Origin of the sequence: Actinoplanes aureus, assembly GCF_015704865.1 — a bacterium.
GTDB classification, from domain to species: domain Bacteria; phylum Actinomycetota; class Actinomycetes; order Mycobacteriales; family Micromonosporaceae; genus Actinoplanes; species Actinoplanes aureus.
Genome location: NZ_JADQTO010000002.1, coordinates 217,152 through 242,787, shown reverse-complemented (window position 1 = coordinate 242,787; position 25,636 = coordinate 217,152). Strand labels below are relative to the sequence as shown.

Sequence of the window (25,636 nt, the reverse complement as noted above, 5' to 3'; positions counted from 1 at the left end):
CGCCCTCGGCCGAGTGGTGGCCGGCCGGCCCGTCCGGCCGCCTGTCCACGCGGTGCCCAGCAACCTCGGCCGGTGGCGGCCACGGCCAGTCCGTCCGCTCCTTCCCACGCGGCGGTCGATCACCCGACAGGGTGCTTTCGGTGGCCGGGCAGCCATGGCGGGGTGATGGGCGACGGCGCAGTACAGCGACACAGGGATGCTGAGACAGCGCTGAGAGGCGGGTTCGCTGCGGCGTCAGCGGCCCGCGGTGGGTCGGGGACACTGGATCCGGCTAGCTTTGGCACGCGTGGCCGAGCACGGCCATCTGGGGAGGGTTTCGTTGGGGTTCGTCGCGGTGGTCCTGTTGATCATCGGCCTGATCCACTTTTATCTGTGGAAGCGGCTGGTGCGTGACCCGCTGCGTCCGGGGTGGGGCCGTCGGTTCGGCACGGCAGTGGCCGTACTGCTCGCTCTGCTGGTGCCGCTGACGCTCATCGGGGTCCGGGCCGGGTACTTCGCTTGGCTGTCGTGGCCCGGCTATCTCTGGATCGCCGTCATGTTCTACCTCCTGGTGACGCTCGCCGCGCTGGAGCTTCCGCGGCTTGCGGCGACGCTCCTGTGGGTGCGCCGCGGACGTTCCGCCAAAGGGGCGCAGACCAGCGCAAGCGGCACCGGCGTTGCCGAGGCGCAGCCTGCCGGGCCACGGTCGACGACGGACGGAAGTGGCAGCGTCGCGTCGCGGCAACCGACGATCTCCGCCGCCAGCGGCAATGACAGCGATGCGTCGCGGCAACCGGCGAATTCCGGCGCGGCGCCCGCCGCCAGCGACACTGACGACGCGCTCCAACCAGCCGCGACCGCCGGCGCCGGCACCACGCCGGGCAGCAGCGACGACAGCGCCCTGCAACCAGCCACCACCCCCGGCGCCAGCACGACGCCGGGCAGCAGCGACAACAGCGCCCTGCAACCAGCCACCACCCCCGGCGCCGACACGACGCCGGGCAGCAGCGACAACGGAGGGCTGCGGTCGGCGGCGGCCTCTGGGGCCGGCTCGGCTGGGGTTGGCGAGGCGGGCGCGGCGCGATCGGGAGCTGCTGGTGGCGGCGGCGCGGTTGACGATCCGGCGGGCGTTGGTGGGCGGACTGGGAGCGCCTCTGCCGGCTCGCCGGGCGAACAGCAGCCCATCGGCAACGCTGATGGAACCGGCTCGTCCGTCGCCGCGAGCGAGCCCGCTAAGCCGGACGGCATCGACCGGCGGCTGCTGCTGGCACGTGGCGCTGCAATCTTCGCCGGTCTGACGGCCGCCAGCCTGACCGGGTACGGGGTGAAGACCGCAACCGGCGCCCCCCAGATCGATCGGGTGCGAATCCCGCTGGCCAAGCTGCCCCGCGCGATGGACGGCACCCGCCTGGCGGTCGTCTCCGACATCCACATCGGCCCGCTGACCGGTGCGGACCACGCGCAACGGATCGTCCAGGTGATCAACTCGGTGAACGCGGACCTGGTCTGCGTCGTGGGTGACCTGGTGGACGGCAGTGTCGCCGAGCTGGGCCGGTTCGCCGCACCGCTGGCGGGCATCGAGTCACGGCACGGCGCGTTCTTCGTGACCGGCAACCACGAGTACTACTCCGGTCACGAGCAGTGGATCGACGAGGTGGCGCGGCTGGGGCTACGGCCGCTGCGCAACGAGCGGCTGGAGATCGACGGTCTGGATCTGGCCGGGGTCAACGACCTGAACGGCGAGGAACACGGCGACGCCCCCGATTTCGCCCGCGCTCTGGGCGATCGGGACCCGAGCCGGCCGGTCGTCTTGATGGCGCACCAGCCGGTGGCGGCGAAGGAGGCCGCTCCCTACGGCGTCGACCTCCAGGTCTCCGGTCACACCCATGGCGGCCAGATGGTGCCGTTCAACTTCCTCGTCAAGTTGCAGCAACCGGTAGTCTCCGGCTTCGGGCGGGTGGACGGCGTGCCGGTGTATGTGACCAACGGCGCGGGGTTCTGGGGTCCACCGGTCCGGGTCGGCGCGCCCCCGCAGGTCACAGTCATCGAATTGCGTGTGGCGTAACCCATCAAGATCGGTAAGTGTGTTTGAGCGTGGCGATTCGTGGCGGCACCGACGGCCGTGACAGGATGCGTGGCGTGGACGTGACCGCGGATGCATATGTCGCGGACCTCCACATTCACTCCCGTTATTCGCGTGCTTGCAGCCGCGATCTGACGTTGCCCAACCTGGCCTGGTGGGCACGCCGTAAGGGAATCGCCCTGCTCGGCACCGGCGACTTCACCCATCCGGCGTGGTTCGAGCATCTGCGCGAAAGCCTGGAGCCGGCCGAGCCGGGCCTGTTCCGGCTCGCCGACGAGAAGCCGGTGACCAAGCGCCTGCCCGGAACCCTTCGCGGCACCGATCCGGCCCGGTTCATGCTCAGCGTGGAGATCTCGACGATCTACAAGCGGGACGATCGCACCCGCAAGGTGCACCACCTGCTGTACGCGCCGGACTTCGCATCGGTCACCCGGATCAACACAGCGCTGGCCCGGATCGGCAACCTGACCGCCGACGGCCGGCCGATCCTCGGCCTCGACTCCCGGGACCTGCTCGAGATCACTCTGGAGGCCGGCGGCTACCTGATCCCGGCACACATCTGGACGCCGTGGTTCTCCGCTCTCGGCTCCAAGTCCGGGTTCGATGCGATCGCCGACTGCTACGCCGACCTGGCCCATCACGTCACCGCCGTGGAGACCGGTCTCTCCTCCGACCCGGAGATGAACTGGCGCGTCTCCAGCCTCGACCGCTACCGCCTGGTGTCGAACTCCGACGCGCACTCGCCGGCCGCGCTGGCCCGTGAGGCGACCCTGTTCACCGGCACGCCGGACTACTTCGCGGTCAAGGACGGCATCGGCCTGGCCGGCACCCTGGAGTTCTTCCCCGAGGAGGGCAAGTACCACGCCGACGGCCACCGCGCCTGCGGTGTGAACTGGGAGCCGGAGCGCACCCGGGAGGCCGGCGGCCGCTGCCCCGAGTGCGGCCGGCCGCTCACCGTCGGTGTGCTCAGCCGGGTCGAGGACCTGGCCGACCGCCCGCTCGGCTTCCAGAAAGACACCCACGTCGAGCACCTGATTCAGCTGCACGAGATCCTCGGTGAGATCCACGGCGTCGGCCCGAAGTCGAAGACCGTGGAGGCCCAGCTCAACCACCTGGTCGCCACGCTCGGCGCGGAGCTGGACATCCTGCGCAAGGTGCCGGTCGAGGAGATCGGCAAGGCGGGCGGCGAGGAGCTGCGCGAGGCGATCGCCCGGCTGCGGCGCGGCGACGTGCGGCGGGTGCCGGGGTACGACGGCGAGTACGGCGTGATCACCCTGTTCGAGCCCGGCGAGCTGCGGAACCGGAACAGCGCCCCGCAGATGGAGACGCTTTTCGACTTCCCGGCGGAGCAGCCGCCGAAGGCCAAGGAGGAGAAGCAGAAGCCGAAGGCCAAGCCGGCGAAGGAGAAGCCGGCGCCGCCACCGCTTCCGCCGCCGCCGAGCCCGCACGAGCCGTTCGAGCCGATGCTGGCCGGGATGGAGGAGGTCGGCACCGGGCTGCTCGACCGGCTCGACGCGATGCAGCGGGTGGCCGCATCCGCGCCGGGTGGGCCGCTGCTCATCGTGGCCGGCCCGGGTACCGGTAAGACCCGGACGCTGACGCACCGGATCGCGTACCTCTGCGCCGAGCTGGGCGTCTTCCCGGAGCGGTGCCTGGCGATCACCTTCACCCGGCGGGCCGCCGCCGAGTTGAAGGAGCGGCTTGAAGCCCTGCTCGGCGACGTGGCCGAGGACATCACGGTCGGTACGTTCCACTCGCTCGGTCTGACCGTGCTGAAGGAGAACGCGAAGGCGGCCGGCCTCGGCTCCGGTTGGCGGATCGCCGACGAGCAGGAGCAGGCGCAGGCCCGGGAGCAGGCGGGCGAGGACGACGCCGCGTACCGCAAGCTGCTCCGCCAGCAGGATCTGGTGGATCTGGACGACCTGATCAGCGTGCCGGTGGCGCTACTGCGCGAGGACCAGGCGCTGGTCGAGAAGTACCGCAGGCGCTGGCAATGGATCTTCGTGGACGAGTACCAGGACGTCGACGAGTTGCAGTACGAGCTGCTGCGCCTGCTCAGCCCGGCGGACGGCAACCTGTGCGCGATCGGCGACCCGGACCAGGCGATCTATTCGTTCCGTGGCGCCGACGTGCGGTACTTCCTCCGCTTCAACCAGGACTTCGTGGACGCCCGGCTGGTCCGGCTGACCCGCAACTACCGGTCGTCGGCGCCGATCCTGGCCGCCGCCGTGCAGGCCATCGCCCCGTCGTCGCTGGTGAGCGGCCGGCGGCTGGACCCGGCCCGACTGGATCCGGAGGCACCGCTGGTGGGCCGCTACCCGGCTCGAAGCGTCTCCGACGAGGCCGACTTCGTGGTGCGCACCATCGACGAGCTCGTCGGCGGCCTGTCTCACCGGTCGCTCGACTCGGGACGCGTCGACTCCCGCGCCACCGCCGTCGCCAACCTGTCATTTTCGGACATCGCGGTGCTGTATCGCACCGATGCCCAGTCCGGTCCGATCGTCGACGCCCTGTCCCGCGCCGGCATCCCGGTGCAGAAGCGTTCGCACAACCGGCTGCGCGACCGGGCCGGCGTCCAGGTCATCGCGCGCGAGCTGCGCCACGCCGGCAACCCGGGCGGATCTCTGCCGGCACGGGTCAAGCTCGCCGCTCAGACCCTCGCCCAGCGGTACTCGGCGCCGACGCTGGACGGGGAGCAGATCGTCCCGGAGGACATCTGGACGGCGGCGGACCTGTTGATGCCGCTGGCCGATCGGGTCGGCGAGGACCTGCCGATGTTCCTCCAGCAGCTCGCGACCGGCGCCGAGGTGGACGCCCTGGACCCGCGTGCCGAGGCGGTCAACCTGCTGACCCTGCACGCCGCCAAGGGTCTGGAGTTCCCGGTGGTCTTCCTGGTCGGTTGCGAGGACGGGTTGCTGCCGTTGCGCTGGCCGGGTTCGACCCCGTCCGACGACGACATCGCCGAGGAGCGGCGGCTTTTCTTCGTCGGTCTGACCCGCGCCCAGGACCGGCTGTACGTGAGCTACTCGGCGAAGCGCTTCCGGCACGGGAGTGAGCGCGAGCAGGCGCCCACGCCGTTCCTCGACGTGATCGACTCCGGACTGTTCGAGCGACTGGGCGAGGCGGCGCCGGCCCGGCCGAAGGACCGCCAGCTCCGGCTGCTCTGAAGGATCAGCCCGGCGGTCGCGCTGCGGCCGTGAGCGGGCAGGCGGCCGCGTCGCTGGGCGGGACGGCGGTGATCGGCCGGGACGGCCGATCACGCGTACCCGATGAAGGTCATGCTGATCAACGCGCCCACCAGCAACGCCGGGCCGAACGGCAGGGCGCGCCCACCATGCGCCCGCCCTCTGGCCAGCAGCCAGCCGGCCACCACGCCGTTGATCAGGTGAGCCGCCGCGAAGCCGACCGCGACCGCCGGCCATCCGCCGAAGCCGAGCACCAGTCCCAGTACCGCGCCCAGCTTTACGTCGCCCAGCCCGAGCCCGCCGCCGGGCAGGAGCGCGACCAGCAGATATCCCGTGCCCACCAGGACGCCTGCGGCGACGGCCGTGCCGATCCGGGCCGGCTCGATCAGCGCGAGCGGCACCCCGGCGATCACCGCCAAGCCGCCGACCAGGGGGTCCGGTAGCCGAAGGCATCGCAGGTCGATCACCGCGAGCAGCACTCCGAGGACGGCCGCGAGCAGCAGCGCGGGCAGGCTCAGAACCGGACCGAGCAACCCGGCCAGCAGCGCGGCCACCGCGGCCGATGCCAGCACCGGCCCGATCCAGCCGCCGCAGCCGCAGGCGGCTCCGGCATGGACCCAGCCGCTCACCCCGCTCGGGAAGTCGCGGCCGCAATCCCGGCATACCGGTTCCGGGTACGCGAACCGATGCGCTATCCGCGGCAGGAACGCGGCCGCCGCTCCACCGAAGACACCCGCCATGATCACGATAGGTATCGACACGATCGTGGAACGTAACGCCTCACCGGGCATTGCCGGGATCGGGTTGCCGACAACGCGTACGATTCGTCCCCGCGATTCCGGCCCGGGCTGGTTCAGAACCGCACGCTACCGTGACAGGCAGCGAAACCGCTTCTGGAGGGACCCCCGATGTCGCAGAACGGGCCGTACTCCGGTCAGCCGTGGCCGGGTGGGAGCCCTGACGAGCCATACGCGGAGCCGTCCGACCCGTGGCGCGGCCAGGAGCAGCCGTGGAGTCCGAGTCCGCCACCACCCCAGATCCCGCAGCAGCCGCGCTACACGCCGACCCCCAAACCGGAGGTCCGGCGGGGTTTCGCGATGGGTGCCCTGATTGCTTTCCTGAGCGTCCTGGTCGGCGGCGGCCTGGCCACCACCGCCTGGTTTCTGCTGGGCCGCGAGGACGACGCCTCGACGGTGACCACGGCACCGTCCACCGTCCCGGCCAACGGCCCCCGGCCGCAGACCAGTGAGGACGCCCGGTTCGCGGTGAAGGGTCAGTGTGTCCGCAACGAGGGCACCAACGCCGAGCCGAAGCTGCGCATCGTGATCTGCGCGGCGAACACCTATCAGGTGTTGAAGCGGATCGACGGGCGCACGACCGGCGACAAGGACGCCATGGGCAAATGCGCGAAGGTGACGGGCTACACAAACTGGTACTACTACGACACTGAGTACGACGACGTCGATTTCGTCCTGTGCCTGAAAGAATATGGTCCCGTCTAGCAAGATCTAGCACAGGAGCTAGACAGCTTTAGAGGGTGAAATCGATCGGACTCTAGCGTCCACGCTAGACGGCCCGATACTGTGCTACGGCATGGATCCGGTGCGGAACCCGTACGCTCCCGGCGCTGGTCAGCGCCCACCCGAGCTGGCCGGGCGCGGTCGCGAACTGGACGCGTTCGACGTGGTCCTGGAACGTGTGGCCCGCGGCCGCCCGGAACGCAGCCTGGTGCTGACCGGCCTGCGCGGCGTCGGCAAGACGGTGCTGCTCAACACGCTTCGCTCGGCGGCGATCGGCCGCCTGTGGGGCACCGGCAAGATCGAGGCCCGGCCCGACCAGTCGCTGCGCCGGCCGGTCTCCGGTGCGCTGCACATGGCGATCCGCGAGCTGGCCCCGCACCACCGCGACCCGGACCGGGTCGACGAGGTGCTCGGTGTGCTCAAGGCGTTCGCGCTACGGGCCAACGACGGCAACGCCAAACTGCGGGACCGCTGGGCGCCCGGCATCGACGTGCCGCCGGCCCGGGGCCGCGCCGACTCCGGTGACATCGAGATCGACCTGGTCGAGCTCTTCACCGACGCCGCATCACTGGCCACCGACGTGGGCACCGGCATCGCCCTGTTCATCGACGAGATGCAGGACCTGAGCGCCACCGACGTGTCGGCGCTCTGTGCGGCCTGCCACGAGCTCTCCCAGCTCGGCGCGCCGCTGATCGTGGTGGGTGCCGGGCTGCCGCACCTGCCGGCGGTGCTGTCCGCGGCCAAGTCCTACTCCGAGCGGCTGTTCCGGTATCAGCGGATCGATCGCCTGGACCGGGACGCGGCCGACCTGGCGCTGGGCGTTCCGGCCGAGCGCGAGGGCGTGGACTACGACCAGGAGGCGCTCGACCTGCTCTACGAGAAGTCCGGCGGGTATCCGTACTTCGTTCAGGCGTACGGGAAAGCGACCTGGGACCACGCGCCACAGACGCCGATCACCGCGGACGACGTCCGCGTCGCCGCGCCCGAAGCCGAAGGCGAGCTGGCGGTCGGCTTCTTCGGCTCCCGGTTCGAGCGGGCCACCCCGGCCGAGCGGGAGTACATGCGGGCCATGGCGGCGCTCTCCAGCGACCCGGGCAACGACATGGACGCGGCGGTGCCGACCTCGGACATCGCGACCTCTCTGGGACGCAAGCCGGCCAGCCTCTCCCCGGCTCGGGACGCGCTGATCAAAAAGGGACTCATCTACTCGGGGGAACGGGGCACGGTCGCGTTCACCGTCCCGCACTTCGGCCGCTACCTCAGAACGCAGCCGGTGTAGTCATCCGGTTACGGGTATAACGAACTTCATGAAGCCCCTACGCACCGCAGCCCGAGCCATGCTCGCCTCGATCTTCGTGATCAGCGGGGTCCGCGTGCTGATCAGTCCCGGTGACGGCCGCATCCAAGCGGCTCGCCGGGTCACCGATCGGGTGGGTCCACTGCTGGAGAAGACCGATCCCCGCTTGCCCACCGATCCGGAAACCCTGGTCCGGGTGAAGGCCGCGGCCGATGTGGCGGCCGGGTTGGCCCTGGCCACCGGGCATTTCACCCGTCCCGCCGCGGCGGTGCTGGCGGCCGGACTGATCCCGACCACGGTCGCCGGCCATCCGTTCTGGTCGGTGCCGAAGGAGGAGCGGGCCGGCCAGCAGGTCCACTTCCTGAAGAACCTCGGCCTGCTCGGCGGTCTGCTGCTCGCCGCGGCGGACACCGAGGGCCGGCCGAGCCTGCGGTACCGCACGACCCACGCCGTGGACCGGAGCCAGCGGTCGGTGCGACGCGCTGTGCGTACCGCCAAGCGCGAAGCCAAGATCGCGGCGGTCTCGGCAGCCGCCGGCCGCAAGCTGCCGGGCTGAGCCCCTACCCGGCCGCCCATCGCACACCTGGTGTGCGCCGTAACCTGTCCGCTTTACCCGGATAACAACCTATAAGCAGGCTTTGCGTTAAAGCGGACGAGGGGCCGCGCGGTCGGTCTGCGCCTTCTAAGCTCGCTTCCGCCCGGCTTGCGACCTGCCGATGCTCCCGCCCGTTTCGTTCCATCGCACCGGGCGGGGCAGAGCGGCGGGCCGTGCCGTGCCCGGGGGACGAGACGGGGGTCGCGCCATGCCGGCAATCGACAGAGGTGTGCGTCGCGCTGCGCGCACGAGGTTCGCGATGGTCGCGCTCGGCGGTCTGGGCGCGCTCGCGATCATCACCCTTTCCCTTCATCGGTACGGCCTGAGCACGCTCTCCGTCGACCTGGCCGCGATCCGGGGCTGGACGGCCGGCGACGGCCTGTACGACTACCAAGCCCCCGGCGGCGAGACCAGAGCCGCCCTCTCCCCGGCTCTCGCGCTGCTGCTGGCCCCTCTCGCCGTCCTGCCGCTACCCGCCGCCGGCTCGTTGCTCGCGCTGGCGAGCGTCGCCGCCCTGGTGCTGGCGTCGGTGGTGCTGGCCGGCCCGATCGCACGCCGCTACGGCCACCGGCGTGCCATGGTCGTGCTCACCATCGCGGCTCTGGCCATGCTCACCAGCCCGGTACGCGCCACGCTCGGCCTCGGCCGCACCGACCTCCTGCTTTTCGGCCTGGTGGTGGCCGATCTGGTGGCACTGCGCCGAGCCGCCTGGACCCGCAGCCGGGCGACCTGGTGGCCGGCCCGGAGGGCATCGCGGACGCTACCGGACCGCTCCCTCCGCCACCGGCTGCGCCGCGTCTGGGCAACCGGCGCGTGGGCCGGAGCCGGCACCGGCCTGGCCACCGCGCTCGCGGCCGCTCCGGTCCTGTTCATCGGCTACCTGCTGCTCACCCGGCAGCGGCGGGCCGCCCTCACCGCGCTCGCCACGGCCGCCACGGTGACGCTCGGCATGCTGCTGTTAGCCCCCGACGAGACCCTGACCTGGTACGGCACGGCCCTGTGGGAGCTGGACCGGGCCGCCCCGATCAGCACACCCGACAACCAGTCACTGGCCGGCGTGCTGGCCCGGCTGTACGGGTTCTCCGCGCCGCCGGTGCTGGTCTGGTTCTCGTTCGGCGTGCTGGTGCTGGCGGTCGGCCTGATCCGGGCCCGCTCGGCCCACGCCGACGGTGACGAGATCGCCGCGTTCACCCTGGTCGCACTGACCTGCGCGGTGGCCGGTCCGGTCACCGGGCAGGCGGAGACGGTCTGGCTGATCCCGGCTGTGCTGATCCTGGCGGACACGGCGACGCGCCGCCGGTTGAGCGCGCGACTGCCCCGCTCGGCTCGTTTCGCCGGCGCCGGTTTCGCCGTGGCCGCCCTGCTCGGCTATGGCCTGCTGGTCGCCGGCCCGCTCTGGGCGTACGGCTGGAACGCCACCGCGCTGGCACTGATCGTGCTGGTCAACGCACTGCCCTGGCGGTACGGCAGCGCACCGGCGATCCCGGAACTCCGGCCCGCGAAGAAGCCGGCGGCCATCCCGGTGCCGAGAGGCGGTTAGGGGCAGTTCACCCACTCGTCGGTGCCGTCCAGGAAGACCTGCCGCTTCCAGATCGGCAGCCGGGCCTTGACCTCGTCGACCAGGCGGGCACAGGCCGTGAACGCCGCCGCCCGGTGTGCGGTGCTGACCGCGGCGACCAGCGCGACGTCACCGATCTCCAGCCGGCCGATCCGGTGTGACACGGCCACGGCGTAGACGTCCGGGTCGGCAGCGATCTCCTCGGCCACCTCACGCAGGATCGCGGCGGCACTCGGGTGGCCCTCGTACTCCAGCAGGGTCACCCCACGCCCGTGGTCGTGGTCGCGGACCACACCCTGGAAGGAGACGACGGCGCCGGCCCGCCGGTCGGCGACGGCGGCCTCGTGCGCGGCGAGGTCCAGCGTCTCGTCGACGACCTCTGCACGCGCCACACCAGCGGAAACTGTCACGATCGCTCCCCGGGCGTCAGCGGAAGGGGCAGGAAGGGAACCAGGTCGCCGGCCGTGGCCCGGGTACCGGGACGGACGACGACGAAGCCGTGCGCGTTGGCCAGGCCGCGCAGCATCGCCGACCCGACGTGCCCGACCGGGGTGGCGGCACGGCCGTCGGCGTCCAGGGCGGCCAGGGCCAGGTGGGTGAAGTCGCCGCGTCCGGGCACGTCGGTCGCCGCCTCGACCCGGGGCAACTCCGGCAGAGGGCGCCCGCGGAGCCCGGCCAGCAGCGGCGCGACGAGCGTGACCAGCGCGATCACCGCGGACTGCGGGTTGCCGGGGAGGCCGGCGAGGAAGCGCGGCCGCCCGTCCGGCCCGGGCACCCGGGCCAGCAGCATCGGGAAGCCCGGGCGCACCGCGACGGTGTTCACGATGTACTCGCCGCCCAGTTCGGCGAGCGCGGGATGCAGGTGATCGACCGGGCCGTGCATGGTGCCGCCGGTGGTGCAGACCAGGTCCGCGACCTCCAGTCCGGCGCGGATGGCGTCCAGGTGCGCGACCAGGGTGTCCTTGACCGGCCCGGTGACCCCGGTGACGGTCGCACCGTAGCGGCGCAGCCAGCCGGGCACCTGCGGGCCGAGGGAGTCCCGGACCCGGCCGGCACCGGGCGGGCCGGCGGTGAGCAGTTCGTCGCCGAAGACCAGGAGCGCCGCACGCGGTTCCGGTAACACCCGGAGGCTCTCGAATCCGCAGGTGGCCGCCACGCCGATGACCGCCGGGTCGACCGCCGTGCCGGTCGGCATCAGCTCCTCGCCGCGGTGGGCCTCCTCACCGGGCAGACGCCAGTCCGGAATCCGCCGCGGCTCGCCGGAGACCAGGCCGTCGTCGTCGGTGGTGGAGTCCTCGATCCGGACCAGCGCGGTGGCGCCGTCCGGAACCATGGCGCCGGTGGCGATCTCGACGCAGGTGCCGTCACCGGCGAGCGGCGGCGGCGAGCCACCGGCCAGCACCCGGCCGACCGGCCGCCACGGGGCGGATCCACGCACCGCCCAGCCGTCGATGCTCGAGGTGGGGAAGGCGGGCAGGTCGGTGAGGGCGCGCAGCGGCTCGGCCAGGGTCCGGCCGTCGGCCGCCGTCAGCGGAATCTCCTCGGCACCGGCCGCCGCGGCCCGGCCCGCCTGGTAGGCCAGGCGGCGGGCCTGCTCCCAGTCGACCGGAAGGTTCTGGTCAGCGCTCACAAGAGACAGACTAGTGATCCCCGCCCCGGATCTGGTCGACGGTGTGCGCCAACAACGGGCCCAGGACAGCGAGGCCGTCCTTGGCCCCACCCGTCGATCCGGGCAGGTTGACGATCAGGGTCCGCCCGGCCACCCCGGCCAGTCCACGGGACAGGGCCGCGGCCGGCACCCGGTCCCGGCTGTACGCGCGAATCGCCTCGGCGATGCCCGGGATCTCGAAGTCGAGCAGCCCGCGGGTCGCCTCCGGGGTGCGGTCGGTCGGGGTGACGCCGGTGCCGCCGCTGGTCAGCACCACGTCCACACCGTCGGCGACGGCCACCCGCAACGCCTGCGCCACCGGGTCGCCGTCCGGTACGACCACCGGCTCGTCCACCTCACAACCCAGCTCCCGCAGGCCGGTGACGAGGCGTGGGCCACTGGTGTCGGCGTACACACCGGCTGCCGCTCGGTTGGACGCGACGATCACCCGGGCTTTCATGGGCGGTCCTCCGGGCGTACCCAATCCCCGGTTTTCCCGCCCTGCTTGCGCAGCACCCGGACCGCTTCCAGGCTGGCGGCCGGATCAACCGCCTTGATCATGTCGATCATCGCGAGGCCGGCCGTGGCGACGGCGGTGAGCGCCTCCATCTCGACACCGGTCCGGTCCGCGGTCTTGGTGGTCGCGGTGATCTCCACGGTGGTGTCGGTGGGCTCCAGTTCCACGGTGACGCCGTGCAGCCCGATCGGGTGACACAGCGGAATCAGATCGGGCGTCTTCTTGGCTCCCATGATCCCGGCCAGCCGGGCCACCGCGAGCGCGTCACCCTTCGGCAGGCCGTCGCGGCGCAGCAGTTCGATGACCTCGGCGGTGGTACGGACACGGCCGGCGGCAACCGCGCGCCGGTCGCTCACCGCCTTGGCGGACACGTCGACCATGCGGGCCGCACCGGCCTCGTCGACGTGGGTCAGCTGGAATTCCTGGGGCATACCGGGAGCTTATAGAGCGGGAGCCGGCACCGCGTTCGCGTCTTCGCCGTATCGGCTTCACACTTTGTCCATAAGCAGCCGTCATGCTTCCGGCACTGCTCACGCACGTTGCGCGGTCAGCGAGAATAGGTGACCACCGACAGTTTCATTGCATTGAGTTTCTATTCAGAAACTGTGCGTGACGGAACATTCCCCGGTTATCGCATTTTGCGCATACCGACACGATCCACTTGAAACAGACACGTCTCAGGCCCTAACTTCTGTCCTGTCGCGACGGACATGCAAGGGCAGCGACGCCGGCGGACCCGCGAAGTCCCGGCGCTCGGCACGGACGAGGAGAACCATAATGCGGCAATCTGAGTGGGGCTGAATTGCTAGATGCGCGCAAAGTCGCGCATCCATTACCGTGAGTCCGAGCGACGACACCGTCGCACTCGGCGACCAGGATCCGATGACTGAGACCCGCACCAACGACGACGCGACCGATCAGCGGCTTCGGCTGCTCGTCGGTCTCGTCGTCGTTTTCGGGACCGGTGCCGCGGCAGCGATCACCGCGTATGCCATCGCGCATCCACAACCCATACCCAGCCTGGCAGTACTGGCCACGATGACCCTGCTGGTGGTCATCGCCAACCGGGTCCGGATTTACGTGCGCCTCCGATCCACTTTGGACATCTCGACCTGGGGCGAAATACCGGTCCTGGTCGGTCTGGTGCTGTTGCCGGCCCCATGGGTGGTCCTCTGCGCCGTGATCGGCGCGACGATCGTCAAGCTCCTGACGTGGCGCGGGCCGATGAAGACGGTGTTCGCGATCGCCAAGGAGTCACTGACGGCCAGCGCCGCGGCCTGGGTCTTCATCGCTCTCGGAGTCCAGCCGAGTTTGACCGATCCGCCACTGACGATCGTCGAGACCACGCTCGCGCTCTGCGCCGCCATCCTCGTGGACCAGTTGGCCTATCTGCCGGTGATGGCGACGAGCACCGGTTCGAGCATCAGAAAAGCCGCCCTCCACAACCTCGGCATCAAGCTCGTCGGCTATCTCTTCCGGCTCGGCACGGCGCTGCTGATGATCGGCGTCCTCGCCAGCGACCTCAGCCTGCTGGTCCTCCTCGTCGTCCCGCTCGTTGTGGCTTGTATGCACCTGTGGCAGTCCCGCAGCGTCCGTACCCGCGAGGAACGGGAGTCCTGGCAGCGCCTGGCCAAGGCCACCGATGAGCTGAACGCCGTCGACCTCACCCAGGTCCTGCACTCGGCGACCACTCGGGCCGCGCAGATCTTCTCGGCCGCCGAGGCCGCGATCGACCTCCCCGGCGCCGGCCGCACGGTCCGGGCCACCGAGAGTCAGATCCTCTCCGACGGCCCGCTCGGCAGGGATCCGGCGCCGCGGTACGAGACCACCGTCGACCTGGTCGCGCACGACGGCAGCGTGCGGGTCGGAGTGCTACGGCTCCGCTTCGGCGGTGTGGTCCGGCTCACCGAGGTCGAGCAGTACAAGCTGCGTACTTTCGCCTCCGCCATCTGCACCGCGATCCGCAACGCGGAGGCGTACGCCGAGCTGGCTCGAATCGCCGCGGAGAACGCCCACGCCGCCTCGCACGACCCGCTCACCGGCCTGGCCAACCGCCGCCGCCTCTACGACCGCGCCGACCAACTCCTGCAGGCCGCCGGCCACGACGGCATGTTCGCCCTGCTGCTGATCGACCTCAACCACTTCAAAGAGGTCAACGACACTCTCGGGCACGCCGCCGGCGACGACGTGCTGCGGCAGGTGGCGAACCGCCTGCGCGACTCGGCCGCGCCCGGTGACCTGGTCGCCCGGCTCGGCGGCGACGAGTTCGCCGTGCTGCTCACCGGCCTGCCCACCCCGGCCCTGGCGAACCACCGGGCCACCGGCATGCTGGCCGCCCTCGACCCGGGCATCGAGGTGGAAGGCATGAAGATCACCGTCGAGGCGGCCGGCGGCATCGCCCTGGCGGCCGGCACGGGCAGCGTCGAAGAGCTGATGCGCCGCGCCGACATCGCCATGTACCAGGCGAAACGCTCCTGCGAGCCGACCGTGGTCTACGCGCACGCCCGCGACACCGCCGACCTGGAACGGCTCATGCTCACCGGCGAACTGCGCCGGGCGGTCGCCGAGCACGAGTTCAACGTGGACTTCCAGCCGATCGTCGACCTGGGCACCGGCGAGGTCGTGGCCGCCGAGGCCCTCGCCCGATGGCACCACCCCGACCAGGGCAGTCTCACGCCGGTGCAGTTCCTGGAGACGGTGGAACGCTCCGGTCAGCTGCCCGCGTTCGCCGACGCGGTCCTCGAGCAGTCGCTGATCGCCATGCAGTCCTGGCGGGAAGCCGGGTTCGACCTGCCGGTCGCGGTCAACGTCTCCCCGCGCAGCCTGCTCGACCCGACGTTCCCCGAGGCGGTTCTCGCCCGGCTCGGCCGCCACGAGGTGCCACCGAACCGGCTCATCCTGGAACTCACCGAGACGCTCACGATCAGCCAGCTCGACGTCGTCGAACGTACTCTCGCCGAACTGCGCAACGCCGGGGTACGCCTGGCGATCGACGACTTCGGGACCGGTGTCTCGTCGCTCTCGGTGCTCTCCCGCATCCCGGTGCACCAGTTGAAGATCGACCGCGAGTTCGTCGCCGCCGTCGAGACCTCCACCGAGGCCGCCGCGGTGATCCGGACGACCGTCGACCTGGCCCGCAACCTGCACCTCACGGTCATCGCCGAGGGGGTGGAGAGCGAACCGCAGCGCCGCGCCCTGTGGGAGCTGGGCTGCCTCGCCGGCCAGGGGCAACTCTTCGCACGGCCGTACTCGGCGGCGCGCTTCCTCGGCGTGCTCCAGCGCGGCTCCGGAGGACAGCCCGGCGTGCTCGCGGCCGCACTGCACGACGCCGGGTCCGTCGTCCGGCTACCGGTCAGAAGGGCGTCCGGCGGCGGTCACACGCCTCTGCCACACTTGCCCGCGTGACCAAGACCGGCCTGCTCGTACGCGTCGACCGGGCCGCCGGCGGACTCGCCGCCGACCTCGGGCTCTACCTGATCTCAGCGGTGTTCGCCCTGATCACCGCGCTGAGCTCGACACTGCTGCCGCATCGGGCCTGGGGCGCCGTCGCCGCCTGGGGTTACCTGCTCGCCGCGCTGGTCGTGGCCGGCCAGCTGCTGCTGCGGCGGCAACAGGGCCGGGCCATGATCGCCTGGGTGACCTACGCGGCCGTGGCGCTGCTCCCGCTCGTGATCCAAGCGGTGCAGCGGGCCGGCGGACGCACCGATCGGGCCCAGGAGGAAGTGGTCGTCGTCGAGCACATGGGCGAGTCGTTGCTGCACAGCGGCAGTCCATACCTCGGCCGGGCGGAGATCGCCGCCATCCCGCTGGACGAGCGGCTGCTGGGCTACCGGCCGTACCAGCCCGGCATGGCGATCTTCGGTCTGCCGCGTGCCGCTGCTGGTGAGCACTGGTGGACCGACGCGCGGATCTGGTTCGCGATCGCCACGGTGGTCGCGCTGGGTGCGGCGGTCGCTCTGCTGCGCTCCAGCCCGCACCGGGTACGCGCCATCCAGGCCGCCACGGTGCTGCCGGTGACCGCGTTGACGCTGGCCACCGGGGGTGACGACATTCCCGTACTCGCGCTCTGCCTGCTCGCCCTTGCCCTCGCCGCCACCGGCCGCTATGGCTGGTCCGGCGCCGCCGTCGGCGCGGCCGCGGCCTGCAAACTCTTCGCCCTGCCCGTGCTCGCCGTCCTCGCGATCCTGGCGGTGGCCACCGGCAACTGGCGCCGCTTCCTGCCACCCGCACTCGGCCTGCCGCTCCTGGCGCTGCTGCCACCCCTGCTGGTCGACCCGGACGCGCTGATCGAGAACGTGCTCCGCTTCCCGCTAGGACACGGACTCGTCACCAGCCCCGCCCAGTCCCCGTTCCCCGGCTACCTCATCGCGCAGTCCGTCCCCGGCGGCCGCGTCCTGGCCGCGGCCCTGCTGCTCGCCGCCGCGGCCGTGATCGCCCTGCTGCTTCTGCGCCGCCCACCGCGCACCGCCGCCACCGCCGCCCTGTTCTGCGGATACGGCCTTCTCACCGCGATACTGCTGATGCCCACCACCCGGTTCGGCTACCTGCTCTACCCGGCGGCGTTCCTCCTCTGGGTTACCGCACTCAGCAACCACACAGCTACAACGGCCCCACAGCGTGACACAGCCTTGTACCGTCAATGAAATGCAGATGACCTGTCCCAAGTGTCACGGCGAGATGCGGGTCTACGAGCGCAGCGGCGTCACGATCGACCAGTGCACCGAGTGCCGCGGGATCTTCCTGGACCGCGGTGAGCTCGAGAAACTCTTCGCGGCCGAGCAGAATTGGAACGCGCGGCCGGCAGGCGCAGGGCAAGCCCCGCCGCCTCCCGCTCCGCATCAGCAGCCCCACGGAGGCGGTTACGTGCCGCCGCCCCCGCCGCCGCCCGCCTACGGCACCCCGCAGCCACATGCGTATCCCCCCGCGGCCGCCGCCCCCTACGGCGCCCGGCCCTACGGCCACCACGGCCACTACCGGCAGCAGCACCACGGCCACTACCGGCGCCGGGGCAGCTTCCTCCACAACCTGTTCGACTGAGCCTGCGGCTCGGCCCAGCTCGGCATCGCCCTGCGCGGTTGCGGCCGCGCAGGGCCGCATGTCTTTTTTCTGGTACGCGTGCGCGGGCTGGACGACGATCGACGCGTGCCTCGGCTACCGCGCGGCCATCTGCGGACTTGCGGCCCCAGCGCGACCGCCGGGCCCAGGCAGGTGGGGCGCCAGCGCGGCCGGCTGCTCCCGGTGGGCAGCGCGCCCACGGCAACGCACGGCCAGCCAAGAGCCCGGCGACGCGGCAGCGCGCCCGCGGCACATGCGGCCGGCCCACGCCCGACGACGCGGCAGCGCGCACGGCAAAGCACGGCATGCTTCCGCGACCCGCCTCCGGCCCAGCGCTCGTAGATCGCGCCGAGGAACGTCTGCGAAGTCCCGCAGTCGTCGCTGAGTCCGCATCCGATTCGTGTGCTCCCGGGTAGGTCCCTGCCCTCCCGGCCGTAGAAGTCCGATCTCACGATCGCCCACGAATTTCAGACGGCGACGGAACGGCACACGCGAATTGATTCCCGCACTCCCATCTACCGACGGTGATCGCCCTCCGAGGCAGAGGAACGTCGCAATATCTCTGCTGTGGACATTCCCAGCAGCAACGATCGCCTCGCTCAGGCCGCCAGGCTTCGACATCCCCTGAACCCCGACAGTGGCATTGATCACTCTCGGTGACAACAAATCGGAGTTGCTTCGTCACTTTAAAGAGAGGTATTTCGATAAGGCTCTCTTTTCGTGTGCGTTACGAAGTTGCGGGAATACGCAACGTCGCTGATCTTGGGTATTGTCACGTCGCCCCCTGTCGCGGCGAACGGAGGAAAACCCGTGACTGAAAGAACAGATCGAGCGGCGAACCAAGCCCTACGCAACGATCTGGAAGACGTCTACGGACGATACGAGGAGCTCCGCTCCGGAGTGGACGAGCTTCAGCGCAGCCTGGCAACCATGCAGGTGAGCGCCGAATCAGAGGACGGCGTAGTACGCGCCACCGTGGATGCGGACGGCAAATTGGTTGACTTGTCCTTGAACCAGCAGGCCTGCCGGGAATGGAACGTCGAAACGCTCGCCCGCACGATTGTGGAAACGATTCAACAAGCCTCGGCCGGCACGACCCGGCACATCGAACAGCTCGTGACGAATCACCGCCCGTCGGACGACGGCGCCTGACCACCACATCGCCGAGCCCAGCCCGGACGTCGACGGTCCGCGAACTCGCCGCCACACGGCTGCGCTCGCGGGAGGCATCCGGAGAGCCAGCCCGACACGACGCCTGCCACGCCGGGCGGGGGCCGCGGCCAAGCCGCGACCCGGCGTGAACGGCGAAACCGGCCTTTGGACGTGACCGCAGGTCGACGGACCTACTCGATGGCCATGTCGACAAACAGCCGCCGCTCCACCGACCTGCTAGATGGCCATGCCGACAAAGCGGAACAGGTACAGCCTCGCCGCTCCACCGACCTGCTAGATGGCCATGCCGACAAAGCGGAACAGGTACAGCCTCGCCGCTCCACCGACCTGCTAGATGGCCATGCCGACAAAGCGGAACAGGTACAGCCTCGCCGCTCCACCGGCCTGCTAGATGGCCATGTCGACGAAGCGGGAAAGGTGCAGCTGCGCCGCCACGGTCACCGTGTCGGTGGGACCGTTACGGTGCTTGGCGATGATGAAGTCGGCCTCACCGGCGCGCGGCGACTCCTTGTCGTAGTAGTCGTCGCGGTGAAGCAGGATCACGACGTCGGCGTCCTGCTCGATCGATCCACTCTCACGGAGGTCGGAGAGCTGGGGCCGCTTGTCCGTCCGCTGCTCGGGACCACGGTTCAGCTGACTCACCGCGATCACCGGACACTCGATCTCCTTGGCCAGCAGTTTCAGGCCACGGGACAGCTCGGAGACCTCCTGCTGCCGGCTCTCGGTCTTCTTCGGCGAGGACATCAGCTGGAGATAGTCGATCACCAGCAGCCGCAGGTTGTGGCGCTGCTTGAGCCGGCGGGCCTTGGCCCGGATCTCCATCAGGTTCATGTTGGGCGTGTCGTCGACGAAGATCGGCGCCTGGCTGATCTCGCCCATCCGGCGTGCCAGTTTCGTCCAGTCGTCGTCGGAGAGCTGGCCGGACCGGAGAGTGTGCAGCGGCACCCGCGCCTCGGCGGAGAGCAACCGCATCACCATCTCGATCTTGCTCATTTCGAGCGAGAAGATCGCGCTCGCGCAACCGCTCTGGATGGCCGCGTTGCGCGCGAAGTCCATGCTCACGGTCGACTTACCGAGACCGGGACGGCCGGCCACGATGATCAGCTGGCCGGCGTGCAGGCCGTTGAGCAGGCGGTCGAGGTCGACGAAGCCGGTCGGCACACCGGTCATCACACCGCCGGAGGCACCGACGGCCTCGATCTCGTCGAGAGTCGGTTGCAGCATGTCGCCGAGTGCGGCGAAGTCCTCGCTGACCCGCTTCTCGGTCACGTCATAGATGGCCTGCTGAGCTAGGTCGACGATGTCGTCGACGTCGCGGCCACCGTTGCCACCGGTGCCGTAGCCGAGCTGAACGATCTTCGTCCCGGCCTCGACCAGGCGCCGCAGGATGGCCCGTTCAGAGACGATCCGCGCGTAGTACGACGCGTTGGCCGCGGTGGGGACGCTCTCGATCAGCGTGTGCAGGTAGGGCACGCCGCCGATTCGCTGCAAGTCTCCAGAATCGGCGAGCGCGGCGGCGACGGTCAGGGCGTCAGCCGGCTCGCCCCGGCCGTAGAGGTCGAGGACGGTGTCGAAGATCGTGGCGTGGACGGGCCGGTAGAAGTCGGTCGTCTTGAGGATCTCGACCACATCGGCGATCGCGTCCTTGGAGAGCAGCATGCCGCCGAGCACACCCTGCTCAGCGGCGACGTCCTGCGGAGGCGCCTTGTCGAAGCCCGCACCGTTACGTGGTTGATCGCCGCCGCCGGAGAAGCCGCCACTGGGCTGCGACGGCGGCCGAGACTCCGGCCGCGCGTCATCGGTGATCGACACCCCGGACTCCCTCCGTCGGCCATAGCCGCCATCACGATCGAACAACTCGGGTACGACACTTTCGGCTGATCCGGGCCAGAGATCAGAGGAACTCTCGGATCAAAGTGCGCGGGCGAGGCTGGACCACTGTACGAATCCGGCCGCCACCTGCCCAACTACCTCGGTGGACGAGTCTCGGGACAACCTGTGGACATCTCCCCTCTGCCTGTGCACACCATGTGGACAACTTCTGGGGACAGTGCCCCCTCAACCACCCCCAGCAGGAGTTTTGTAATCCCCACCTGTGGGCTCAGAAAAGGTTCCGGATCAGGGGAAATAGTGTCGGGCGTGAGCAAGCCGTCGCGCTGAGGCGTTGCGGTTCCGTCTCTCGCACGTCACCCTTTTCACGTGGACCAACGGGAGTGGGACTATGGCGCCCGCATGTCGCGCGATCGGCGCGCTGCGGAGGCTTGGCCCACCCGGGAACCGGAGATCAGCGAGTCCGAGCCTCGATGGGCCTCGCTCGCCGACACCGGGAGCCTGGCGCCCAGTGAAGAGGCGCTGACCTGGCAGCGGCGCGCTGACGCATGGGCTCAGCAGGCCGAGGTCGAGCCGTACAGCAGCGGCAGCCAGGCCATTGAGCCGGCGAACCGGTGGTCCGACGTCGCCTCCACGGGCCGCCCCACGTTCCCCGCTGACGGCGTCGGCTGGCGCACCCAGACCGCCGAGTGGCGGGCGACCGGCGCCCGCTGGCGGCAGACCACCGAGTGGCGGTCCTCGACCGGCTCACACGTCTGGCGCTCGACCACCGAGGCCTGGCGGAGCGGCGAAGACTTCACTCCGGAGAGGGAACAGCCGGCGATCACCGGGACCGCCTGGCCGACGCCGGAGTCGGATGCCGGTCAGAGCAGCGAGTCGTCGACCCCCTCCTGGCAGCAGACGCCATCGTGGCAGCAGTCGTCCACCCAGACCCCGTCCTGGCAGCGAGCCGAGCCGGAGGACTGGCAGCGTCGAGAGCCGGAGGGCACACCGTCGTGGCGTGCCGAGGAACCGGGCCGGGCCACCCAGCCCGTCGAGCAGACCTGGTCCGAGCCCCCGGCGACCACCACCCCGTCCTGGCAGCAGCCGTCGTGGCAGCGCTCCGCCGACGCTCGGAGCCGTGGCCCCGAGCAGCCGCCCGGCGAGAACACCGTCGGCATGACCCGTTGGGAACGCACCGAGGCGCCGGGCTGGCAGACCTCGCCCGTCGAGGACGCCCGTCACCTGGTCCGCGAGGACGACCGGGCCGCCTGGCAACGCGACGCGGGCTATGCGGAGCAGCCGCAGCGACCGGGCCGGCGGCGGGCGCCGGAGGTCGATTCCACGTCCACCCCGTCCGGGGGCACGGGCTGGTCGACCACCTCCGACTCCGCGGACAACTGGGCCAGGCACACCGACACCGGCAGCATCCAGATCTATCCGGACGCGCCCGGCGGCGCTCAGCCCACCTGGGGCGCCCGCGCCGAGGCGCCGACCAGGTCCGGCGGGCGACGCAGCCGCCGGGACGACACGTCCCAGCAGGGTGAAACCCCAGCCTCGTACGAGCCGACCAGCGCCGCACCAGCCGGCTACCCGGGCAGTCCCGCGGATACCGGCGCGACGGACCGCTCCCGGGCACGCCGTGGGCGGCCGGCCCGCTACAACGCGAACACCACCGACTGGCGCGAGGACACCGCATCGTGGGAGGCGGAGCCCGACACCAGCAACTGGACCCGGGACCCCGACACCGGCCAATGGAGCCGCGCCGAGGACGACCCACGCGTCCTGGCCTGGCGTGCCGAGGCGGCCCGCCGCGAGGCCGGCAGGGCGAGCGACGAGGGCGATACCGCGGGTCCCCGCCGCGGCCGCCGGTCAGATCCGCCGAGCGGCGGCGTTCCTGGAGGTCCCCTTCCGAGTAGCGGCGTTCCCGGCGCCCCGACCTCCGGTGCGGCGTGGCCGGCCAGTGGGGTGCCGGCCGACGCCCGGATCGGCGTGCCGAGCACCCGTCCGCGTAGTGCCATGCCCGGTGCCATCCGCCCGAACAGCGCGATGCCCGGCAGCGCACCATGGAGCGGGGCGGCGACGCCGAGCACACCGGGGGCGTACGACCAGGAGAGCGGCCGCCGGCACCGGGACGACACCTACGGTGGTGGCCGCCGCCGCGCCCCGGAGACGCCGGGCCCGGAAGCCTGGCAGGCCACACCCGAGCCCCGGCCGAGCCGTCAGTCCCGCCGGCAGAACGCCGAGCCTGAGGAGTACCCGACGGGCGGCTGGCAGCAGGGCCCCATGCCGCCCCGCCAGGCGTATGGCAGTCAGCGCGAGTTGCCGGCCGGCGGCTCGCAGTGGCCGGACCCGGCACCCTCCCGGGAGCTGCCCGCCGGCAGCCCGTCGTGGGCCGACCGGGAACTCCGCCAGCCTTCCCGCGAACTCCCGCCCGGTGGGCCGTCGTGGACGGGCCAGGAACCCCGCCAGCCCGGCAGAGACGCCACTCCCGGTGGACCATCCTGGGCCGACCGCGAACCCCGCCAGTCCGGCAGAGACACCACACTCGGCGGGCCCACCTGGGCCGACCCGGAGCCCCGCCAGCCCAGCCGAGACACCACTTCCGGCGGACCGGCCTGGGCCGACCGCGAACCACGCCAGCCCGGCAGAGACACCACTTCCGGTGGACCGGCCTGGGCTGACCGCGAACCACGCCAGCCCGGCAGAGACACCACTTCCGGTGGACCGGCCTGGGCTGACCGCGAACCACGCCAGCCCGGCAGGGACGCCATGCCCAGCGGGCCCGGGTGGGCCGATCGGGAATCCCGCCAGCCCAACCGGGATGCCATGCCCGGCCGGCCCAGCTGGGATGACCGCGGACCGCGCCAGCCGAACCGAGCCGCCACCCCTGGCGGGCCGTGGGCCGACCGCGGCCAACCCAACCGGGACGCCACGCCCGGGGGACCGGCCTGGGCCGACCGCGAACCGCGCCAGCCCTACCGTGACCCGACGCCCTCCCGGGAACTCCCGCCCGATGGAGCATCGTGGGCCGGGCAAGAGCCGCGCCGGCCCGGCTACGGCAGCCCCCGCGCACTACCCGCCGGCGGCACGCAATGGCCCGACACCGGCCAGCAGTCCCCCGCCGGGCCGTCGTGGGCCGAGCAGGAACAGCGCCGGCCCTCCTACGGCGGTCCTCGCGAGTTGCCCGCCGGCGGCTCACAGCGGCCCGCCGCCGGCCGACCGGGCTCCGGCGCACCATCATGGGCCGAGCAGGAACAGCGCCGACCCGGCTACGGCAGCCCCCGCGCACTACCCGCCGGCGGCTCGCAATGGCCCGACACCGGCCAGCAGACCTCCGCCGGGCCGTCGTGGGCCGAGCAGGAGCAGCGACGGCCCTCCTACGGTGGCCCTCGCGAGTTGCCCGCCGGCGGTCCGGCCTGGTCGGAACCTTCGCCTGAGCCCGCTGCTCCGACCTGGCGTTCCCAGCCGGGCGGTGGGCAGACCTGGCAGGGGCCGGCGCCGCGCCAGGGTACGTACGGTGCTCCCGCCGCCTCTCAGTGGCCCGATCCGCTGAGCCAGCCACGCCGGGCGAGTGCTCCCGCCTACGGGGCCTCGGAGAGTCAGTCGCGCGCGGAACGCGGCTACGACGACCCGGACGATCCTCCTGCCGCAGGCGGCTACGGCCAGGCCCGAGTACCGGGCGACTGGCTCACCGCCGAGCGCGCCGCACGCCGCGGCGGCGCTCAGTATCGCGACGGTGCCGGGCAGGACGGTGAGACCGATTGGCGCCAGGAGCTTTCCCGGGAAAACGTTCTAACCGAGGGCGAATCCCGCCGTTACGACACGTCGGACTTTCCGCCCTTTCGGCCAAGTGGCTCAGCCACGGTCGCCGGAGCGTCGAATCTGGCCATGAGCGCCACCTCGGTGATCTCCCGGGTGCCGGAGGCCCCGGCTGACGACCTGGAGGAGGACACCTCCTGGCCACCGCGCCGCACCACCGGCGCGTTCCAGGGCAGCGGCTCCTACGAGCGGCGCCCGGTCGGCAGCGGCATGCTCGTCGGACAGGGCAACGATCTCCTCAACCCGGACGATGACGAGGAGGAGACGGAGACCAGCGGCGGTCCGCTTGCCGCGGTCGGTTACACGATCGTCTGGTACGGCGTACCCGTGATCCTCTTCGTCGCCGGCATGTTCCTGCTCAACAGCGGTCAGCGCAACCACGCGCTGGACACGCTCGCAGGCGCCGCACCCGAGTTCGGCGTCTCGCTGGCGTTGAGCGTGCTGGTGGCTCTCTGCCTCCGCTGGGCCACGACCGCCTGGAAATCGGCGAGCGTGGGCCTGGCGGCCGCGGTGGTGGGCGGTGGCCTGGCCACCGTGCTGAGTTCCGCCATCACCGGCAACAGCCTCAGCTAGATCTGGTGCGGCGCTCCCGCCGCGCAGGACGCGGCCACTGCGGGAGAATGCAAACGGCACGTCAGGCAGAACCTGACGTGCCGTTTCGGTGGAGCTTGTTACTTGGAGGCCACCACGTTCACCGGGAACGTCGCGGTCACCTCGGGGTGCAGCTTGACCTGGACGTTGTACGAGCCCGTGGTCTTGATGTGACCCGGCAGCTCGAGACGACGACGGTCCAGGGCCGGGCCGCCGGCGGCCTTGACCGCGTCGACGATCTCGGCCGGGGTGATCGAGCCGAAGAGGCGGCCGCCGTTGCCGGACCGCGCCGACAGCGTGACCTTGAGGCCGGCCAGCTGGCCCTTGACCTCGTTGGCCTGGCCCAGGTCACGGATCTCACGGGCCTCGCGGGCCCGCTTGATGACCACGACCTGCTTCTCCGCACCCTTGGTCCACTGAATCGCGAAACCCTGGGGCAGCAGGTAGTTACGGCCGTAGCCGTTCTTCACCTCGACGATGTCGCCGGGGGTGCCGAGGCCCGACACTTCCTGAGTAAGGATGATCTTCATCTCGGTGCCCCCTCTCAGCGCGCCGTGGCCGTGTACGGCAAGAGCGCCATCTCACGGGCGTTCTTGACCGCGCGGGCGATCTGCCGCTGCTGCTGGGAGGTCACACCGGTGACGCGGCGGGCACGGATCTTGCCGCGGTCGGAGATGAACTTCCGCAGGAGCGCGGTGTCCTTGTAGTCGATGTAGGTGATCCCGTCCTTGTCGAGCGGGTTCACCTTCTTCTTCGGCTTGCGAAGTGCCGCAGCCTTAGCCATTGCTCTAACTCCTGAACTCA

General features: G+C 71.0%; 18 protein-coding genes and 1 pseudogene. 11 read left to right on the top strand and 8 right to left on the bottom strand.

Annotated elements, in window-relative coordinates:
* Positions 1-1,222: 1,222 nt before the first annotated feature.
* Both I4J89_RS03985 and I4J89_RS03980 read left to right on the top strand, forming a co-directional pair.
* A pseudogene (locus tag I4J89_RS03985) lies at positions 1,223-2,044 on the top strand (metallophosphoesterase); the annotation flags it as partial.
* Between the two features lie 65 nt (positions 2,045-2,109).
* Entirely contained in the window at positions 2,110-5,229 is a 3,120-nt protein-coding gene (locus tag I4J89_RS03980; protein ID WP_196412781.1) for a UvrD-helicase domain-containing protein, read from the top strand.
* An 89-nt stretch (positions 5,230-5,318) separates the two neighbouring features.
* On the opposite strand, the gene I4J89_RS03975 is transcribed toward I4J89_RS03980, so the two are convergent.
* A complete protein-coding gene (locus I4J89_RS03975) occupies positions 5,319-6,008 on the bottom strand; it encodes a prepilin peptidase (RefSeq protein WP_309238177.1) in 690 nt (229 codons plus the stop codon).
* Positions 6,009-6,155: 147 nt separating this feature from the next.
* On the opposite strand from I4J89_RS03975, the gene I4J89_RS03970 reads away from it, so the two are divergent.
* The 4 genes from I4J89_RS03970 (at position 6,156) to I4J89_RS03955 (ending at position 10,199) form a co-directional block, all read left to right on the top strand.
* Positions 6,156-6,749, top strand: a complete 594-nt coding sequence (locus I4J89_RS03970) for an LppU/SCO3897 family protein (protein ID WP_196412431.1) — start codon at positions 6,156-6,158, stop codon at positions 6,747-6,749.
* Positions 6,750-6,840: 91 nt separating this feature from the next.
* Positions 6,841-8,046 carry an ATP-binding protein gene (locus tag I4J89_RS03965; protein ID WP_196412430.1) on the top strand — a complete coding sequence of 402 codons (1,206 nt, stop codon included), beginning with the start codon at positions 6,841-6,843 and terminating at the stop codon, positions 8,044-8,046.
* A gap of 28 nt (positions 8,047-8,074) precedes the next feature.
* Positions 8,075-8,620 carry a DoxX family membrane protein gene (locus tag I4J89_RS03960; protein ID WP_196412429.1) on the top strand — a complete coding sequence of 182 codons (546 nt, stop codon included), beginning with the start codon at positions 8,075-8,077 and terminating at the stop codon, positions 8,618-8,620.
* Positions 8,621-8,918: 298 nt separating this feature from the next.
* Positions 8,919-10,199 (top strand): glycosyltransferase 87 family protein, encoded by a 1,281-nt coding sequence (locus I4J89_RS03955; RefSeq protein ID WP_230858315.1) that lies wholly within the window; start codon positions 8,919-8,921, stop codon positions 10,197-10,199.
* Here I4J89_RS03955 and I4J89_RS03950 read toward each other — a convergent pair.
* The 4 genes from I4J89_RS03950 to moaC are packed head-to-tail and all read right to left on the bottom strand — an operon-like array spanning position 10,196 to position 12,813.
* On the bottom strand, positions 10,196-10,627 hold the full coding sequence (locus tag I4J89_RS03950) for a molybdenum cofactor biosynthesis protein MoaE (RefSeq protein WP_309238176.1): 432 nt from the start codon (positions 10,625-10,627) through the stop codon (positions 10,196-10,198). The two genes, I4J89_RS03955 and I4J89_RS03950, sit on opposite strands and share 4 nt — an antisense overlap.
* Positions 10,624-11,856, bottom strand: coding sequence for a molybdopterin molybdotransferase MoeA (locus I4J89_RS03945; RefSeq protein ID WP_373688101.1), 1,233 nt, complete (start codon positions 11,854-11,856; stop codon positions 10,624-10,626). Before I4J89_RS03945 ends, I4J89_RS03950 begins: the two co-directional genes overlap by 4 nt.
* Position 11,857: 1 nt before the next feature.
* Positions 11,858-12,325, bottom strand: coding sequence for a MogA/MoaB family molybdenum cofactor biosynthesis protein (locus tag I4J89_RS03940; RefSeq protein WP_196412427.1), 468 nt, complete (start codon positions 12,323-12,325; stop codon positions 11,858-11,860).
* Positions 12,322-12,813, bottom strand: coding sequence for a cyclic pyranopterin monophosphate synthase MoaC (gene moaC, locus I4J89_RS03935; protein ID WP_196412426.1), 492 nt, complete (start codon positions 12,811-12,813; stop codon positions 12,322-12,324). The genes I4J89_RS03940 and moaC overlap by 4 nt, the downstream gene beginning before the upstream one ends.
* 451 nt (positions 12,814-13,264) lie before the next feature.
* On the opposite strand from moaC, the gene I4J89_RS03930 reads away from it, so the two are divergent.
* From I4J89_RS03930 to I4J89_RS03915, 4 genes are all read left to right on the top strand, one after another.
* A complete protein-coding gene (locus I4J89_RS03930; RefSeq protein ID WP_196412425.1) occupies positions 13,265-15,787 on the top strand; it encodes a putative bifunctional diguanylate cyclase/phosphodiesterase in 2,523 nt (840 codons plus the stop codon).
* Positions 15,784-17,025: a glycosyltransferase 87 family protein gene (locus I4J89_RS03925; RefSeq protein WP_196412424.1), complete on the top strand. Its 1,242-nt coding sequence runs from the start codon at positions 15,784-15,786 to the stop codon at positions 17,023-17,025. Before I4J89_RS03930 ends, I4J89_RS03925 begins: the two co-directional genes overlap by 4 nt.
* A 1-nt stretch (position 17,026) precedes the next feature.
* On the top strand, positions 17,027-17,419 hold the full coding sequence (locus I4J89_RS03920; RefSeq protein WP_196412423.1) for a TFIIB-type zinc ribbon-containing protein: 393 nt from the start codon (positions 17,027-17,029) through the stop codon (positions 17,417-17,419).
* An 828-nt stretch (positions 17,420-18,247) separates the two neighbouring features.
* The gene (locus I4J89_RS03915; RefSeq protein ID WP_196412422.1) at positions 18,248-18,589 is read left to right on the top strand and encodes a YbaB/EbfC family nucleoid-associated protein; all 342 of its coding nucleotides are present in this window, start codon (positions 18,248-18,250) and stop codon (positions 18,587-18,589) included.
* 408 nt (positions 18,590-18,997) lie between these two features.
* On the opposite strand, the gene dnaB is transcribed toward I4J89_RS03915, so the two are convergent.
* A complete protein-coding gene (gene dnaB, locus I4J89_RS03910) occupies positions 18,998-20,422 on the bottom strand; it encodes a replicative DNA helicase (RefSeq protein WP_196412421.1) in 1,425 nt (474 codons plus the stop codon).
* A gap of 387 nt (positions 20,423-20,809) precedes the next feature.
* Between dnaB and I4J89_RS03905 the strand changes: the two genes are divergently transcribed.
* Positions 20,810-24,814 (top strand): hypothetical protein, encoded by a 4,005-nt coding sequence (locus I4J89_RS03905; RefSeq protein WP_196412420.1) that lies wholly within the window; start codon positions 20,810-20,812, stop codon positions 24,812-24,814.
* A gap of 98 nt (positions 24,815-24,912) precedes the next feature.
* Here I4J89_RS03905 and rplI read toward each other — a convergent pair whose 3' ends face one another.
* On the bottom strand, positions 24,913-25,362 hold the full coding sequence (gene rplI / locus I4J89_RS03900) for a 50S ribosomal protein L9 (RefSeq protein WP_196412419.1): 450 nt from the start codon (positions 25,360-25,362) through the stop codon (positions 24,913-24,915).
* A 14-nt stretch (positions 25,363-25,376) separates the two neighbouring features.
* Positions 25,377-25,616: a 30S ribosomal protein S18 gene (gene rpsR, locus I4J89_RS03895; protein WP_007073789.1), complete on the bottom strand. Its 240-nt coding sequence runs from the start codon at positions 25,614-25,616 to the stop codon at positions 25,377-25,379.
* Positions 25,617-25,636: the final 20 nt, after the last annotated feature.

Bases quoted from the DNA above. Each gene is read 5' to 3' on its own strand.
- I4J89_RS03980 (WP_196412781.1), top strand. From the start codon at position 2,110: ATGCGTGGCGTGGACGTGACCGCGGATGCATATGTCGCGGACCTCCAC.
- I4J89_RS03970 (WP_196412431.1), top strand. From the start codon at position 6,156: ATGTCGCAGAACGGGCCGTACTCCGGTCAGCCGTGGCCGGGTGGGAGC.
- I4J89_RS03965 (WP_196412430.1), top strand. From the start codon at position 6,841: ATGGATCCGGTGCGGAACCCGTACGCTCCCGGCGCTGGTCAGCGCCCA.
- I4J89_RS03960 (WP_196412429.1), top strand. From the start codon at position 8,075: ATGAAGCCCCTACGCACCGCAGCCCGAGCCATGCTCGCCTCGATCTTC.
- I4J89_RS03955 (WP_230858315.1), top strand. From the start codon at position 8,919: ATGGTCGCGCTCGGCGGTCTGGGCGCGCTCGCGATCATCACCCTTTCC.
- I4J89_RS03940 (WP_196412427.1), bottom strand. From the start codon at position 12,325: ATGAAAGCCCGGGTGATCGTCGCGTCCAACCGAGCGGCAGCCGGTGTG.
- moaC (WP_196412426.1), bottom strand. From the start codon at position 12,813: ATGCCCCAGGAATTCCAGCTGACCCACGTCGACGAGGCCGGTGCGGCC.
- I4J89_RS03930 (WP_196412425.1), top strand. From the start codon at position 13,265: ATGACTGAGACCCGCACCAACGACGACGCGACCGATCAGCGGCTTCGG.
- I4J89_RS03920 (WP_196412423.1), top strand. From the start codon at position 17,027: ATGCAGATGACCTGTCCCAAGTGTCACGGCGAGATGCGGGTCTACGAG.
- rplI (WP_196412419.1), bottom strand. From the start codon at position 25,362: ATGAAGATCATCCTTACTCAGGAAGTGTCGGGCCTCGGCACCCCCGGC.
- rpsR (WP_007073789.1), bottom strand. From the start codon at position 25,616: ATGGCTAAGGCTGCGGCACTTCGCAAGCCGAAGAAGAAGGTGAACCCG.